This is a genomic window from Streptomyces sp. Ru72 (assembly GCF_002920635.1).
Lineage (GTDB): Bacteria > Actinomycetota > Actinomycetes > Streptomycetales > Streptomycetaceae > Streptomyces.
The window spans coordinates 1-15,060 of the sequence record NZ_PQSR01000144.1 but is presented as its reverse complement, the minus strand read 5'-3'; the positions used below and the strand labels follow the sequence as shown (position 1 = coordinate 15,060).

The 15,060-nt window shown below is 73.1% G+C and carries 15 protein-coding genes; 9 read left to right on the top strand and 6 right to left on the bottom strand.

What is annotated here, in order from left to right; all coding sequences use genetic code 11:
* A partial coding sequence (locus tag C3488_RS36460; RefSeq protein WP_146068001.1) for a DUF3027 domain-containing protein occupies positions 1-216 on the bottom strand: 216 nt, incomplete at its 3' end.
* Between the two features lie 377 nt (positions 217-593).
* Here C3488_RS36460 and C3488_RS36455 point away from each other — a divergent pair.
* The 4 genes from C3488_RS36455 (at position 594) to C3488_RS36440 (ending at position 4,124) form a co-directional block, all read left to right on the top strand.
* Positions 594-2,027, top strand: a complete 1,434-nt coding sequence (locus tag C3488_RS36455; RefSeq protein ID WP_103845158.1) for an MFS transporter — start codon at positions 594-596, stop codon at positions 2,025-2,027.
* Between the two features lie 71 nt (positions 2,028-2,098).
* Positions 2,099-2,560: a DUF2771 domain-containing protein gene (locus tag C3488_RS36450; protein ID WP_103845157.1), complete on the top strand. Its 462-nt coding sequence runs from the start codon at positions 2,099-2,101 to the stop codon at positions 2,558-2,560.
* A complete protein-coding gene (locus tag C3488_RS36445; protein WP_103845156.1) occupies positions 2,530-3,273 on the top strand; it encodes a futalosine hydrolase in 744 nt (247 codons plus the stop codon). Before C3488_RS36450 ends, C3488_RS36445 begins: the two co-directional genes overlap by 31 nt.
* Positions 3,270-4,124, top strand: a complete 855-nt coding sequence (locus C3488_RS36440) for a 1,4-dihydroxy-6-naphthoate synthase (protein ID WP_103845155.1) — start codon at positions 3,270-3,272, stop codon at positions 4,122-4,124. Before C3488_RS36445 ends, C3488_RS36440 begins: the two co-directional genes overlap by 4 nt.
* A gap of 25 nt (positions 4,125-4,149) precedes the next feature.
* On the opposite strand, the gene C3488_RS42450 is transcribed toward C3488_RS36440, so the two are convergent.
* The gene (locus C3488_RS42450; RefSeq protein ID WP_103845154.1) at positions 4,150-4,533 is read right to left on the bottom strand and encodes a cold-shock protein; all 384 of its coding nucleotides are present in this window, start codon (positions 4,531-4,533) and stop codon (positions 4,150-4,152) included.
* Positions 4,534-4,708: 175 nt separating this feature from the next.
* Here C3488_RS42450 and C3488_RS36430 point away from each other — a divergent pair, with 175 nt between their 5' ends.
* Positions 4,709-4,963 (top strand): hypothetical protein, encoded by a 255-nt coding sequence (locus tag C3488_RS36430; RefSeq protein ID WP_103845153.1) that lies wholly within the window; start codon positions 4,709-4,711, stop codon positions 4,961-4,963.
* 13 nt (positions 4,964-4,976) lie between these two features.
* Here C3488_RS36430 and C3488_RS36425 read toward each other — a convergent pair whose 3' ends face one another.
* Positions 4,977-5,594: an HAD family hydrolase gene (locus tag C3488_RS36425; protein WP_103845152.1), complete on the bottom strand. Its 618-nt coding sequence runs from the start codon at positions 5,592-5,594 to the stop codon at positions 4,977-4,979.
* A 153-nt stretch (positions 5,595-5,747) separates the two neighbouring features.
* On the opposite strand from C3488_RS36425, the gene C3488_RS36420 reads away from it, so the two are divergent.
* A complete protein-coding gene (locus tag C3488_RS36420; protein ID WP_103845151.1) occupies positions 5,748-6,191 on the top strand; it encodes a hypothetical protein in 444 nt (147 codons plus the stop codon).
* 114 nt (positions 6,192-6,305) lie between these two features.
* Here the strand turns inward: C3488_RS36420 and C3488_RS36415 are convergent, their stop codons facing one another.
* On the bottom strand, positions 6,306-7,316 hold the full coding sequence (locus C3488_RS36415) for a hypothetical protein (protein ID WP_103845150.1): 1,011 nt from the start codon (positions 7,314-7,316) through the stop codon (positions 6,306-6,308).
* Between the two features lie 414 nt (positions 7,317-7,730).
* Here C3488_RS36415 and C3488_RS36410 point away from each other — a divergent pair, with 414 nt between their 5' ends.
* Both C3488_RS36410 and C3488_RS36405 read left to right on the top strand, forming a co-directional pair.
* Positions 7,731-10,340 carry a helicase C-terminal domain-containing protein gene (locus C3488_RS36410; protein WP_103845149.1) on the top strand — a complete coding sequence of 870 codons (2,610 nt, stop codon included), beginning with the start codon at positions 7,731-7,733 and terminating at the stop codon, positions 10,338-10,340.
* Between the two features lie 90 nt (positions 10,341-10,430).
* Positions 10,431-12,092 (top strand): DNA repair helicase XPB, encoded by a 1,662-nt coding sequence (locus C3488_RS36405; RefSeq protein ID WP_103845148.1) that lies wholly within the window; start codon positions 10,431-10,433, stop codon positions 12,090-12,092.
* Positions 12,093-12,105: 13 nt separating this feature from the next.
* Here C3488_RS36405 and C3488_RS36400 read toward each other — a convergent pair whose 3' ends face one another.
* Positions 12,106-12,294, bottom strand: a complete 189-nt coding sequence (locus C3488_RS36400) for a hypothetical protein (RefSeq protein WP_103845147.1) — start codon at positions 12,292-12,294, stop codon at positions 12,106-12,108.
* A 441-nt stretch (positions 12,295-12,735) separates the two neighbouring features.
* Between C3488_RS36400 and C3488_RS36395 the strand changes: the two genes are divergently transcribed.
* A complete protein-coding gene (locus tag C3488_RS36395) occupies positions 12,736-14,700 on the top strand; it encodes a UvrD-helicase domain-containing protein (RefSeq protein ID WP_258053868.1) in 1,965 nt (654 codons plus the stop codon).
* 133 nt (positions 14,701-14,833) lie between these two features.
* Here C3488_RS36395 and C3488_RS40940 read toward each other — a convergent pair.
* Positions 14,834-15,060, bottom strand: a 227-nt coding sequence (locus C3488_RS40940; RefSeq protein WP_181139343.1) for a VCBS repeat-containing protein, incomplete at its 5' end; no start/stop codon positions are given.

The window sequence follows — 15,060 nt, the reverse complement described above, 5'->3', positions numbered from 1 at the left end:
CGAGGCCCGCGCGACCGTCACCGCCCAGCGCCAGCCCCGGTACCCCAGTTCCTTGCACTCGAAGAAGTGCGTGACAACGCGGTCACCCTCGGAGACCATCCCGGCGTGCTCGCCGACGACGCCGGGCGCGGCGGCCTCCTCGGCGGCGGTGCGGGCGAGGTCGACCGCCTCGGCGCACAGGCGGTCGGGGGTGCGGCTTCGCGTTGTCGCGCTCACAGGTATCGCTTCTCTCCTACGCCGTCTCACGGGTGCGCCCTTTCTCGGCTGGGTGCGGACGGAGCGGACCTGAGGGCCGCGTCGACGTCCGCGCCCGATCGCGCTCGGGCGCACCCACACCATCCATTCTGCGGGATGGATTTCAGGCGCGCGGCCGAGAACAATCGCCACGGCGCGCTACGCACGCTACCCTCTCCGGGCCCTGCGGCCCACACCGAGTCGCCGCCCTTTCCCGGAGCCCGGCCTTCCGCATGCCGTTCCGGACCTGTCCCCGCGGCCCCCTCGGGCGGGCGCGGCACACCCCCGGGACGACACCCGTCGATCCCGTACGCGCGGTAACGGCACTACACCCGCGCTTCACGGGGCACTATGACGGGGTGGCAGCCGCGAGGTCGTCCCAGGGAACCGCCGGGGTCGGTGGGGTCGGGGGGCACAGCCGAGGTGGCGGTTCGGGCCGGTTCGGCGGGTCCGTCCGCGCGGTCGGCCGTGCCGTCCGCCGTCCGCTCACCGGTGTCGCCCGCGGCATCCGGAAGGCCACGCACGCGCACGGCGCGGGCGAGTCCGGCCTCGGCAAGCTGATCGAACTGCACGCCGTGAACGGCGCGGGCGACGTCATGATCACCGTCGCCCTCGCCTCCACCGTCTTCTTCTCCGTGCCGACCGACGAGGCCCGCGGGCGCGTCGCGCTCTACCTCGCCATCACCATGGCGCCGTTCACGGTGCTCGCCCCCGTGATCGGTCCCCTCCTCGACCGTCTCCCGCACGGCCGGCGGGCCGCGATGGCGGGCGCTATGCTCGCCCGCGCCCTGCTCGCGCTGATCATCTCGGGGGCGGTGGCGAGCGGAAGCCTGGAGCTGTACCCGGCGGCGCTCGGCGTCCTCGTCGCGTCGAAGGCGTACGGCGTCGTCCGCAGCGCCGTGGTGCCCCGGCTGCTGCCGCCCCACTTCTCCCTGGTGAAGGCCAACTCCCGGGTCACCCTCGGCGGCCTGCTCGCCACCGGGCTGGCCGCCCCGGTCGGGGCCGCGCTGCACGCCGTCGGTCCCGGCTGGCCGCTGTACGGCGCCTTCGTGCTGTTCGTCGCGGGGACGTTCCTGTCCTTCTCGCTCCCGCCGAAGGTCGACTCGGCGAAGGGGGAGGACCGTGCGCTGCTCGCCTCGGACGAGGAGCATCTGCACGGCCCCGAGCGCAGGGCGGCCTCGCGCCGGCCCGGGCTGCGCACCGTGGGCCCCGCCGTCATCCACGCCCTGGCCGCCAACGCCGCCCTGCGCTGTCTGTCCGGCTTCCTGATCTTCTTCCTCGCCTTCCTGCTGCGCGAGCACCCGCTCACCGGGGAGAGCGCGGCGGTGTCGCTGGGCATCGTGGGCGTCGCGGCGGGCGCGGGCAACGCGCTGGGTACGGCCGTCGGTGCCTGGCTGAGGTCGCGCGCACCGGAAGTGATCATCGTGACGGTGGTGGCGATCGTGCTGGGCGCGGCGATCACCGGGGCCGTGTTCTTCGGAGCGTTCCTGGTCGCGTGCCTGGCGGCGGTCGCCGGGTTCGCGCAGGCGCTCGCCAAGCTGGCACTGGACGCGCTGATCCAGCGGGACGTGCCGGAGCTGGTGCGTACGTCGGCGTTCGCGCGCTCGGAGACCTTGTTGCAGATGGCATGGGTGCTGGGCGGGGCGATCGGGATCGTGCTCCCCCTCAACGGGGTGCTGGGGCTCTCGGTCGGCGCGGCGATCGTCGCGGCGGGCTGGCTGCCGACGGTACGGGCGCTGCTGGCCTCTGCACGGCGCGAGGGCACGGCCCCGGCCCGGGTGCGCGGAGCCTGATCGCGGGAGCGGGCGGCACGTCGTCCACCCCGCGTGGGGGGCGCTCCGGCCGTGCCCGATAGCCTTCGGCCATGACCGCACTGCGTTCCCGTCGCGCCGTAGCCGCCTTCGGCGCCGTTTCCGCCGGACTGCTCCTGCTGTCCGCCTGTGAGAAGCCGTCGCCGCTGGCGACCATCACGGTCGGCACGAACTCGGTGAGCTCCCAGACCGACTGCTACAACGACGGCAAGGAAGTCCCCTCCGCCGACCTGGCGAAGTGCCTGAAGTCGAAGGACATCAAGTCGATCAAGGTCGACCCCGACGAGACGGTCCGCTTCGGCGTCGACCCGGCCATCGCGGACAAGGGCTGGACCATCCTGATGAACGGCCAGCCGCTGACCGAGTCCAGCACCAAGACCTACCGCACGATCCCGGGCAGCGTGTTCTTCAACGCCCAGTACGGGGCGAGCGGCAACTCCACGCTCGTCTCCATCAAGGAGGGCGAGAGCAAGGTGACGGGGCTGTGGTCCTTCAAGCTCGAGAAGGCCTCCTGATCACGTCCTCCCCCGCACGGGTCCTGGTGGCCACCGCTGTTCCCGTGGAACGGGACGCGGTGGCCAGGGCCTTCGCATCCCCGGCCGCCGAGGTACGGCTCCCCGGGGTGACCCTGCACCGCACCGGCGCCTACGACCTGCTCGCCGCCGGGGTGGGCCCCGCCCTCGCCGCCGCCTCCACCGCCGCCGCGCTCACCGCCGCCGCCCTCGGCGGCACCCCCTACGGCCTGGTCGTCTCCGCCGGCATCGCGGGCGGCTTCACGCCCGACGCGCCCGTCGGCTCGCTCGTCGTCGCCGACGACATCGTGGCCGCCGACCTCGGCGCCGAGACCGGGGACGGCTTCCTGCCGGTCACCGAACTCGGCTTCGGGACCGTCAGCCACCGGCCGCCGGAATCACTCGTACGAGAGCTCGTCGCCGCCACCGGGGCGCCGGCCGGGACCGTGCTCACCGTCTCCACCGTGACCGGCAGCGCCGCCCGCGCCGCCGAGCTGCGTGCCCGGCATCCGCGGGCGCTCGCGGAGGCGATGGAGGGGTTCGGGGTCGCGGAGGCGGCCGCCGCGCACGGCACGCCCGTCGTGGAGGTCCGGGCCGTCTCCAACCCGGTCGGCCCGCGCGACCGCGCCGCCTGGCGCATCGGTGACGCGCTCACGGCCCTCGCGGAGGGCTTCGGGAAGCTAGCGCCCGTATTAAAGAGTTGGGAGGCAGCATGACCGCATCCGCCGAGCCCCTGAAGATCGCCTACTCCCCCTGCCCGAACGACACGTTCGTCTTCGACGCCCTCGCCCACGGCCGCGTGCCCGGCGCCCCGGAGCTCGATGTGAGGTTCGCCGACATCGACATCACCAACGGGATGGCCGAGCGCGGGGAGCTCGACGTGCTGAAGGTGTCGTACGCCGTCCTGCCCTACGTCCTGGACGAGTACGCACTGCTGCCCTGCGGGGGCGCGCTGGGGCGGGGCTGCGGGCCGCTGGTGCTCACACGGGAGCCGGACCTCGACCTCACCGGCCGGACGGTCGCGGTGCCGAGCGAGAAGTCGACGGCGTACCTGCTGTTCCGGCTCTGGGCGGCGGACACGGTGCCCGGCGGAGTCGGGGAGATCGTGGTCATGCCCTTCCACGAGATCATGCCGGCCGTGCGGGACGGGAAGGTGGACGCCGGGCTGGTCATCCACGAGGCGCGGTTCACGTACCAGAACTACGCTCTGCACAAGCTCGCGGACATGGGCGAGCACTGGGAGGACACCACCGGCCTGCCGATCCCGCTGGGCGCGATCATCGCCAGGCGGTCGCTGGGCGCGGACGCGCTGAAGCTGCTCGCGGATTCGATCCGCACGTCCGTGCGGGCGGCCTGGGACGACCCCGAGATCTCACGCCCGTACGTCATGGAGCACGCGCAGGAGATGGACCCGGCGGTGGCGGACCAGCACATCGGCCTGTACGTCAACGAGTTCACGGCCGACCTGGGCGAGGACGGCTACGCGGCGGTCCGCGGTCTGCTCACACGCGCGGCGGCCGAGGGGCTGGTACCGCCCCTCGGCCCGAATGCGCTCGCGTTCCCCTGACGGGGCCGGTGCCCTGTGCGCGTGGTCAGACGTCCAACTGGTCGGCGACCGCGCGCAGCAGGCCCGCGATCTTCTTGCCGGAGGCCTTGTCGGGGTAGCGGCCCTTCTCGAGCATCGGGGTGATGTTCTCGAGGAGAGTCGTCAGGTCCTGGACGATGGAGGCCAGTTCGTCCGGCTTCTTGCGCTGGGCGGCGGCGACCGAGGGGGTCGGCTCCAGAAGGGTGACGGACAGCGCCTGGTCGCCGCGCTGGCCGGCGACCACTCCGAACTCCACGCGCTGTCCCGGCTTCAGGGAATCCACTCCGGCGGGGAGAACCGAGGAATGGACGAAGACGTCGCCGCCGTCGTCGCGGGAGAGAAAGCCGAAGCCCTTCTCGCTGTTGAACCACTTGACCTTGCCGGTAGGCACGTCTGTCCTCGTCCTCGTACTCGTCGGAAACTGCGTCTGCAAAGTTTTTCGGAAAACGGCTCTGGAGAGCACTGCAGCGGGCCGCGTGGACCCGCCGGTACCAAGGCTAATGGTCCGGGGGCCGGTGACAAGACGTCGCCGAGTGGTTCCTCGCGGTGGGAACTACCCTGGTCCGGTGCGTGACAAAACCCAAGCGAATTCCGCCGCGGCCGGCGACCGGCTGATCCGTGCCGGTGCCATCGTGTTCTTCCTGGGGGCCGTGTCCACTTTGGTCACCGTGGCCCCGCTGCTGCTGGGGACGAAGCCTTTCCCGACGTACATGTACGGCCTGTGCATGCTCATGGGCGTGGGCTTCCTGATGGCGGGGGCCGGTGTGCTCCAGTCGATCGCTCAGGGGCGCAGGCGGGCGCGCGGAGTGGAGCAGCGGTAGCGGTATCGGGTCGCTACCGAGCCCGGTACGCCGCGAGCCAGGCCGGGAACTCGGTGAGGTCGGCGAGGACCACGTCCGCGCCCGCTGCCCGCAGCTCGTCGGCGTCGCAGGGGCCCGTGGCGACGGCGACGGAGTGCGCCCCCGCCGTACGCGCGCCGCGTACGTCGCCCGTGTGGTCGCCGACGTAGACCGCCGCGCCGTGGTCGAGCAGGGCCTCCGCCTTGCGCTCGGCCCACAGGTCGCCGATGACCGCGTCGGGTTCGATGCCGAGGTGCTCCAGGTGCAGCTTGGCGTTGGGCTCGTACTTGGCGGTGACGACGATCGCGCGCCCGCCGGCCGACCGTACGGCGTCGATCGCCTCCCGGGCGCCGGGCAGGGCGGGCGTCGCCGCGATGGCGATGGCGGGGTACATCTCACGGTAGAGGTCGGCCACGGCGTCGATCTCCTCCGCCGGGAACCAGTTCGCGAGCTCATCCGCGAGCGGCGGCCCGAGCCGGGTGACGGCCAGGTCGGCGTCGATGTACGTGCCGGTCCGGGCGGAGAGTGCCTGGTAACAGGCGTGGATTCCGGGCCGGGAGTCGATCAGCGTCATGTCGAGGTCGAAGCCGACGGTGAGGGCGCGAGAAGTCATATCGGCGATTGTCCCAGGGGAAAACAAGCCCAAAGGGCCCAAATCATCCCATCGGTGACATCATGATTAGTGAATTCCGTATCACGACGGTCGTCCGACGGGACGACCACCCGAGCCTCTTCCTGCTTGTCAGCACGGGAAGGCGGTGAGCACGTGAGCGACACCGAGCAGGAGCCCACTGCCGCCGAAGGGACAGAGGCGGAGACCACCCCCGAGCAGACGCCGGCCACAACCGGGTCCGGCCCTGCCGAAGGTGAAGAGCCGACCGCCGAGGCGGCGGACACCGGGACGGAAGGGCCCGAGGCGACCACGTCGACCGAGGAGACCGGGGAGACCGGGGCTGAGGAACCCGCCGCCCCCGCAGCCGAGGAAAGCGGGACTGATGAGTCCGCAACCACGGCCGGGGAGACCGGGACCGAAGAACCCGCCACCTCCGCGACCGAGGAGACCGGAGCTGAGGAGCCCGCCGCCCCCGCGACCGAGGAGACCACGACCGAAGAACCCGCGACCACCACCGCCGAGGAGACCGGGGCTGAAGCACCCGAAACCGCCACGGCGGAGGGGAGCGGGAGCGAAGACACCACCACGGAGGAGTAGAGAGGCGGAGGAGTAGAGGAGGACGAGTCATCGCGACCGAGCAATCGCACAGCGATGAGTACGCAGCGGCCCCGGCTCCTGGAACCCGAGCGGTGAGCCGGGGCCTTTGTGCTGTCACCGGCGGCGCTGTGAGCGCCAGACCAGGAACAGGGCCGAGGCGACGGCGGCGCCGCGGACCACCCACGGCCAGGTCTGGGCGATCGCGTCGTTCATGTGGCCCTCCGGGACGGGGGTGCCCCAGCGGCCGTCCGTGCGGCCCCACAGCCAGACGATGCCGGCGGCGGCGACCAGGCCGGGCATACCCATGACCGCCCACTTGGACTCGGTGGGGGTCAGCCGACGGGAGGCCCAGGCGATGAGCCAGCCGAGGCCGAGAGCGATCCAGTTGCCGAGCACGGCGCCGGCGACGAGGAGACCGGCCGCGAGGAGCAGCAGCGGATTGTGCCACCCCGTCAGACGCCGCAGACGGCGGTCAGGGGCGGCTTCGGTCCCCTCGGCGGCGGGGACGGCCTCCACGGCCGGTACCGGCTCCGGTTCCTTCGGCCCCGTCTCCGGCTTCGGCTTCGGGTCACGCGGCGGCGGCTTCAGCAGCTCGGGGATCTCCACTCCGCCGACGAACCCGGGGACGCCGTCACCGGCCTCGAACGCACCGCCGGGCCCGCCGTCGACCCGCCACCAGTCGGGCCGGGTGGCGCTGTCGCCGAGCTCGTGGGCACCGGCCAGGTGGGGTGGGGAAGGAGCGTTCCGGGAGGTGTCGGCGGGCGGTGGATCGGCCGGGCGGGGCCGGGGCACGACCCGGCGCAGGCCCCTGGGGCGGTCGTCCGTGCCGTCCGCCTCTCCGTTCACCCGCTGGAGGGGGACGGAGGCGGGACGGCTGTCGGCGGCGCCGGCGGGGGCGTCGGCGGACGCCGCGGCGACGACCTCGTCGGGGGTGCCGAGCCGGGCGAGGATCCGGCGGACGGCCGTGGGGCTGTCGACGGCGGCCTTCGCCCGCCGCTGGTCGATCTCGTTCCGCAACTCGGACACGAGGCGCATGCGCGCGGCCGACGGCAACTGGCGCTGTTGGGCCACGTCTCCGACCCGGCTCAGATAGTCGAAGACGAGCTGATCGCTCTCAATCCCCACGAAGCCCCTCCGGGGTGGCGCCGCATCTTCCCCGTACCGTACCGGGGCGAACCGCGCTCCGGGGGCTCCGCCCCCAGCCCCCGTCGGCCTCCGGCCCGAAGAAGGGGTGGCTCCGGCGAGTGCCCTGCTGCCGGCCGCAATCGGCTGATCGCGCAGTTCCCCGCGCCCCTCCAAGGGGCCCCGCCCGCAACCCCCCAGCGGCTCGAGCGAGTGCCACACTGCGGGCCGCAGGTGGCTGATCGCGCAGTTCCCCGCGCCCCTCCAAGGGACTCCGCCCCCACCCCCCAGCGGCTCGGACGAGTGCCACACGGCCGGCCGCTGGGGCTGATCGCGGGTGGGCGGCGGGGGCGGGGTCCGCTCGGTTGCCTCGCCGGGGCACGCCTCGGCGCCGTCGCACCCGCTACCGTTGACCGGATGACGACCGAGGAGCGCTCACGCAAGGAAGCCACCGGCACCGGTGCGCCCCGTTCGCTTGCCGAATCCCTGCGCGCCCGGGACGACGCCTCCCTGGCCGCCCTCCTCCGCGCGCGTCCGGACCTGATCACCCCGGTCCCCACGGACCTCACCCAGCTCGCCACCCGCGCCGCCACCCGCGCGAGCGTCATCCGCGCGCTGGAGCGCCTCGACCGGTTCGCCCAGCAGACGGCGGAGGCACTCGCCGTGGCCGGGGACCCGGCGTCGTCCGGCGAACTCCTCCAGCTCATGACCGGTGACGGCGGCGCCGAAGCCGATCCCGTGGTCGCCGATGCCGTCCCCCACGCTCTCGCCACCCTGCGCGAGCAGGCCCTCGTGTGGGGCACCGACGACCGGCTCCACCTCGTCCGCACCGCCCGCGAGCTGCTCGCCCCCACCCCGCAGCACCCCTCCCCCACCGGACTCGGCCCCACCGTCGCCGAGGCCACCGCCGGCATGTCCCCGGGACGGATCCAGGAGATCATCACCACCGTCGGGCTACCGACGACGCACGACGCCGTGTCCGCCGTCTCCTCGCTCACCGGCCTCTTCAGCGACCGCGCCCGTATGGCCGCGCTCCTCGCCACGGCCCCCGCCGAGTCCCTCGAGGTGCTCCACCGGCTGGTGTGGGGGCCACCGTACGGGCAGGTCACCCCGGACCCCGCCCCGCGTCTGCGCTGGCTCCTCGACCGCGGTCTGCTGCTGCCCACGGCACCCGGCACCGTGGTACTCCCCCGTGAAGTCGCCCTCCATCTGCGGTCCGGGCGCGCGCATCGCCACCCCGAGCCGCTGCCGCCTGCCGTGGAGCCCGCCGCCACGCACCGTCCACAGGTCGTGGACGCGACCGCGGCCGGTCAGGCGTACACGGCGCTCGCCACCGTCGAGGAGCTGCTGAAGGACTGGGACGAGGGCGGGCCGGCCGTGCTGCGGGCCGGCGGGCTCAGCGTGCGGGATCTGAAGCGGACGGCCGTCGCCCTCGACGTGCCCGAGCCCGTCGCGGCCTTCTGGGTGGAACTCGCCCACGCGGCGGGCCTGCTGGCCTCGGACGGCGAGGCCGACGAGCGGTACGCGGCCACCCCGGCCTACGACGAGTGGCTGGAACGCCCCGCCGCCGAGCGGTGGACCCGGCTCGCCACCGCCTGGCTGGCCGCAACCCGCACCTCCGGTCTGGTCGGCGGACGGGACGCCAAGGACCGCGCCCTGTCCGCGCTCGGCCCCGGTCTCGACCGCTCGTCCGCGCCCGAGGTCCGCCACCGGGTCCTGACTCTGCTCGCCGGATTGCCGGAAGGCGCCTCGGCCACCCCCGAGTCGATCCTGGCCCGGCTGCGCTGGGAGCGGCCCCCGCGCGGCACCCAGCCCGCGGCCGTGCAGTCCGCCGCCACCCAGCCCCCGTCCGACGACCTGCGCACCCGCCTCGCCCAGTGGACCCTGTCCGAAGCGGAACTCCTCGGCGTCACCGGCCGCGGCGCCCTGTCCGCCCACGGCCGCGCCCTGATCGGGGAGCCCTCCGGTCACGCTCCTGCCGTCGAGCCCGCCGCGACCGGCCCCGGCGACAAACTCCCCGTCCACCGGCAGCACCACCGGCCCGCCGCGCCCCGCCCGCCCCTCACCCCCGCCGAGCAGGCCGCGGCCGCCTCCCGCGCCGCCCGCCTGCTCGCCCCGCTGCTGCCCGCACCGCTGGACCACGTCCTGTTGCAGGCGGACCTCACGGCGGTGGCCCCCGGCCCGTTGCAGCGCCCGCTGGCCGACGTGCTCGGCGTGCTCGCCGAGGTGGAGTCGAAGGGCGGCGCGACCGTCTACCGCTTCACCCCCGCCTCCGTCCGCCGCGCCCTGGACGCCGGCCGCACCGCGTCCGACCTGCACGCCTTCCTCGCCTCCCACTCCCGCACGCCGGTCCCGCAGCCGCTGGCCTATCTGATCGACGACGTCGCGCGGAAGCACGGCCACCTGCGCGTCGGCGCCGCCTCGGCGTATGTGCGCTGCGACGACGACGCCCTGCTGGGCGAGATCCTCGCCGACCGGCGTTCGGCCGCGCTGCGCCTGCGCCGCCTTGCCCCGACCGTCCTGGCCGCGCAGACCGACCCGGCGACCCTCCTGGAGGGGCTGCGCGCCATGGGGCTCGCCCCGGCCGCCGAGTCCGCAGAGGGCGACGTCCTGATCACCCGCGCCCACGCCCACCGCACCCCGCCGCGCACCCCGCCCGAGCCGGTCCCGGACGGCCCGCCGACCCCGGACGCCACCCTCCTCACGGCCGCCCTGCGCGCCATCCGCGCCGGCGACCTGGCCTCCACGGCCCCCCGCAAACCCACCGGCGCCCCCACCGCAGGAGGCGACCTGCCGCGCACCACCTCCGCCGAGACCCTCGCCACCGTGCAGGCCGCCGTGCTCACCGGCGAGTCCCTGTGGATCGGCTACGTCAACGCCGAGGGCGCCGCCAGCCAGCGCGTCATCGCCCCCATCCGCGTGGAGGGCGGCTTCGTGACGGCGTACGACCACACGGCGGACGAGGTCCGCACCTACCCCCTGCACCGGGTCACGGGGGTCGCGGAACTCGCGGACGACCAGCAGTGATCCTTCCGGTGAGGCCGGCCGTGATCGTCCCTGCATGAGGCACACTGGACGTTTGGCCGCAGCGTATGGCCGTAGCGAAAGGGTGCGCGCGTGAATGGTCCGCTGATCGTCCAGTCCGACAAGACCCTGCTCCTCGAAGTCGAGCACGAGCAGGCCGACGACTGCCGTCGGGCCATCGCGCCGTTCGCCGAGCTGGAACGGGCGCCCGAGCACATCCACACCTACCGCGTGACCCCGCTCGGCCTGTGGAACGCGCGCGCCGCGGGGCACGACGCCGAGCAGGTCGTGGACGCGCTCGTGCAGTACAGCCGGTATCCGGTGCCGCACGCGCTGCTCGTCGACATCGCCGACACCATGGACCGGTACGGGCGGCTGACCCTCAGCAAGCACCCGGCCCACGGGCTGGTCCTGAGTACCACCGACCGGCCCGTCCTTGAGGAGGTGCTGCGCTCCAAGCGGATCGCTCCGCTGGTCGGGGCCCGGATCGACCAGGACACCGTCGCCGTGCACCCCTCCGAGCGCGGGCAGATCAAGCAGGTGCTGCTGAAGCTGGGCTGGCCGGCCGAGGACCTCGCCGGGTACGTGGACGGCGAGGCGCACCCCATCGAGCTGCGCGAGGACGGCTGGGCACTGCGGCCCTACCAGAAGCAGGCCGTGGAGAACTTCTGGCACGGCGGCAGCGGTGTCGTCGTCCTGCCCTGCGGCGCCGGGAAGACCCTGGTCGGCGCCGGGTCCATGGCGCAGGCCAAGGCGACCACCCTGATCCTCGTCACCAACACCGTCTCCGCACGCCAATGGAAGCACGAACTGGTGAAGCGGACCTCGCTCACCGAGAACGAGATCGGCGAGTACTCGGGGACCAGGAAGGAGATCCGGCCGGTCACCATCGCCACCTACCAGGTCCTCACCACCAAGCGGAAGGGCATCTACCCGCACCTGGAGCTGTTCGACTCCCGCGACTGGGGGCTCATCGTCTACGACGAGGTGCACCTGCTGCCCGCGCCCGTCTTCAAGTTCACGGCGGACCTGCAGGCGCGGCGGCGGCTCGGGCTGACGGCGACGCTGGTGCGGGAGGACGGCCGCGAGTCGGACGTGTTCTCCCTGATCGGGCCCAAGCGGTTCGACGCGCCGTGGAAGGAGATCGAGGCCCAGGGGTACATCGCGCCCGCGGACTGCGTGGAGGTGCGGGTGAACCTCACCGACTCCGAGCGCCTCGCCTACGCCACCGCCGAGACCGAGGAGAAGTACCGCTACTGCGCGACCACCGACACCAAGCGGAAGGTGACCGAGGCGCTGGTCAGGCGGTTCGCCGGGCAGCAGATCCTCGTCATCGGGCAGTACATCGACCAGTTGGACGAGCTGGGTGAGCACCTGGGCGCGCCCGTCATCAAGGGCGAGACGTCCAACGCGCAGCGCGAGAAGCTCTTCGACGCCTTCCGCCAGGGCGAGATCAGCGTGCTCGTCGTCTCGAAGGTCGCGAACTTCTCCATCGACCTGCCGGAGGCGACGGTCGCCATCCAGGTGTCGGGGACCTTCGGATCGCGGCAGGAGGAGGCTCAGCGGCTGGGACGGGTGCTGCGTCCCAAGGCCGACGGCCACCAGGCCCACTTCTACTCGGTCGTCGCCCGGGACACGATCGACCAGGACTTCGCGGCCCACCGCCAGCGCTTCCTGGCGGAACAGGGGTACGCGTACCGGATCGTGGACGCGGACGAGATCCTGGCCGGGGAGACCGAGGCCGGGGAGAGCTGAGAGGACCGGGTGCCTAGGGGCGGCGGCGGATGCCCGCCTCCTCGCCGTACTCGCCGAAGAGGACCACGTCCACCGCGGCGCCCAGGAACACCTTGACGGCGCGCAGGGCGTCGGCGACGCGGTGACGGTGGTGGTCGCCGTCGAGGGCCGTCGCGCCGGACGGCGGCCCGTGCCGGGAGGGGGTGAAGGTTGCAGCGCTCATGTCTCCATGGTGGATCCGCGCCACCCGAATGGCGTCGGACCAGGGACGTAACCTGCACGGCCCTCGCCTCCCCCTGGAGTCGCCCCCGCCTGGTACTCGGGAGGGACACCGGCCCCTAGGGCACCCGGGCCGACACCCCTGGGGCGGCGGGCGGCACGGCGGAAAACCGTTGGCCGCCGTATCCGGCCTTCACCTAGAATCCCCTCTCTTGCCCGCCTCCCCTCACGGAGAGCCGTCGTCCGGACGGAAACCGGACGGCAGAACCGCCACCCGTCACCGCAGCAGCCGGCCGCCGGTACGCGCACCTGTACCGCCCGGCTTCTTGCCACGCCCCGGAGGCACCTTTCCGTGTCCACCCCGACCACCCCGTCCGACACCGACACCGACCCCCTCTCCCGCGAGCGCGCCCACCTCGCCGCCTCCCGGGCCGCCCTACGGGCCATGCGCGAGGACGTGGAGAACCTCGACATCCGCGACGTCACCGCGAACTGGGTCAACGCGGAGGTCCTCGCACGCCAGATCGAGGAACGCATCAAGGCCCTGGCCGACCTCAGCCACACCCCCCTCTTCTTCGGCCGCCTCGACTACCTCCACGCCCCCGGCGCCGACCAGGCGGAGGGCGCAGAGGGAGAGCGGTTCTACATCGGGCGTCGGCACGTGCACGACGCCGACGGCGACCCCATGGTCATCGACTGGCGCGCCCCCGTCTCCCAGCCGTTCTACCGGGCCTCCAAGAAGGACCCGATGGACATCGGGCTGCGCCGCCGCTTCGGCTACACGGGCGGGGACCTCACCGCCTACGAGGACGAACACCTCTCCGACCCCGCCGAGGCCGCCACCACGAGCAAACTGCTCCAGCAGGAGATCGAGCGCCCGCGCGTCGGCCCGATGCGCGACATCGTGGCCACCATCCAGCCCGAGCAGGACGAGATCGTACGAGCCGGACTGTCCGGGACCGTGTGCGTCCAGGGTGGACCCGGCACCGGAAAGACCGCCGTCGGCCTGCACCGCGTCGCCTACCTCCTCTACGCCCACCGCGAGCGCCTGGCCCGCACCGGGACGCTCGTCATCGGCCCCAACAAGTCCTTCCTGCACTACATCGAGCAGGTGCTGCCCGCGCTCGGCGAGCTGGAGGTCAAGCAGGCGACGGTCGACGACCTGGTCGCGCACGTCGAGGTGCGCGGCACGGACACCGCGGCCGCCGCCGTGATCAAGGGCGACGCGCGCATGGCGGAGGTCTTGCGCCGGGCCGTCCGTTCGCACGTCACGATGCCCACCGAGCCCGTCGTGGTGGTGCGGGGCTCACGGCGGTGGCGGGTACCGGCGTACGAACTGGAGGAGATCGTCAGGGAGTTGCTGGACCGGGACATCCGGTACGGCGCCGCCCGCGACGCCCTGCCGCAGCGGATCGCGCACACCGTGCTCGTCCAGATGGAGCGCTCGGGGGAGGCGCCGGACGACCGGGTGCAGGACGCCGTGGCCCGCAACGCGGCCGTCAAGGCGGCCGTGAGGGCGATCTGGCCGCCCGTCGACCCCGCCAAGCTGGTCCTTCGGCTGCTCACCGACGCCGACTTCCTCGCCGAACACGCGGCCGGGGTCCTCGACGCGGACGAGCAGAAGGAGATCCTCTGGTCGAAGCCGGTCAAGTCGGTGAAGTCCGCCAAGTGGTCGCCCGCGGACGCCGTGCTGATCGACGAGGCCACCGACCTGGTGCAGCGCACGCACTCGCTCGGGCACGTGGTGCTGGACGAGGCTCAGGACCTTTCCCCGATGCAGTACCGGGCGGTCGGGCGGCGCTGCACGACCGGTTCGGCCACCGTGCTCGGTGACCTGGCGCAGGGCACCACGCCCTGGGCGACGCGGAGTTGGCAGGAGGTGCTCGCCCACCTCGGGAAGCCGGAGGCGGTGATCGAGGAGCTGACGGCGGGTTTCCGCGTGCCGACGGACGTGATCACGTACGCCTCCCGGCTGCTGCCCCACATCGCGCCGGGTCTGACGCCGGTGGCGTCGGTCCGCGAGAACCCCGGCTTCTTCGAGGTCCGTCCGGTCACGGAGGCCACCGATGTGGTCGCCGCCTGCGCGCGGTTGCTGCGCAACGAGGGTTCGACGGGTCTGATCGCCGCCGACGCCCGCATCCCCGCACTGGCCGAGGCCCTGACGGCGGCGGGCGTCCCGTATCTGGCCCCCGGTGAGGAGACCACCCGCGAGACCCGTCTGACCCTGGTGCCGGCCTCGCTCGCCAAGGGTCTCGAGTACGACTACGTGGTCCTCGACGAACCGCGGGCCGTCGTCGACGGCGAACCGGACGAACGCACGGGGCTGCGCCGCCTGTACGTGGCCCTCACCCGAGCGGTCTCGGGCCTGATCGTCACGCATGCGGCGCCGCTGCCGCCGCAACTCGGCTAGGGCCTGTGCGAAAGTGGCGCCTGCCTCGCTTCGGCGACGACGCCACTTTCGCAACAGGCCTAGGTGGGGTCGCCACCGGACACCAGGAGGACGGAGGCGCGGCACCTCGCGCGGTGCCGCGCCTCCGTCCTGGTCAGATGAGCGAGTTGTAGATGCTCCAGCCGTAGCCGATGGACGCGCGGGCCAGGAAGGGTGCCGAGGCGTTGCCGGTGCCGCGGTAGATCCACAGGCCGCCCTGACGGTCGCGGGCCACGAGATCCGCCTTCCCGTCCCCCGTCAGGTCGGCGGTGCCGACGACGGAGTTGTAGGTGTTCCAGCCGTAACCGATCTGCTTCCGGGGCGCGAAAGGCGCGTTCGGGT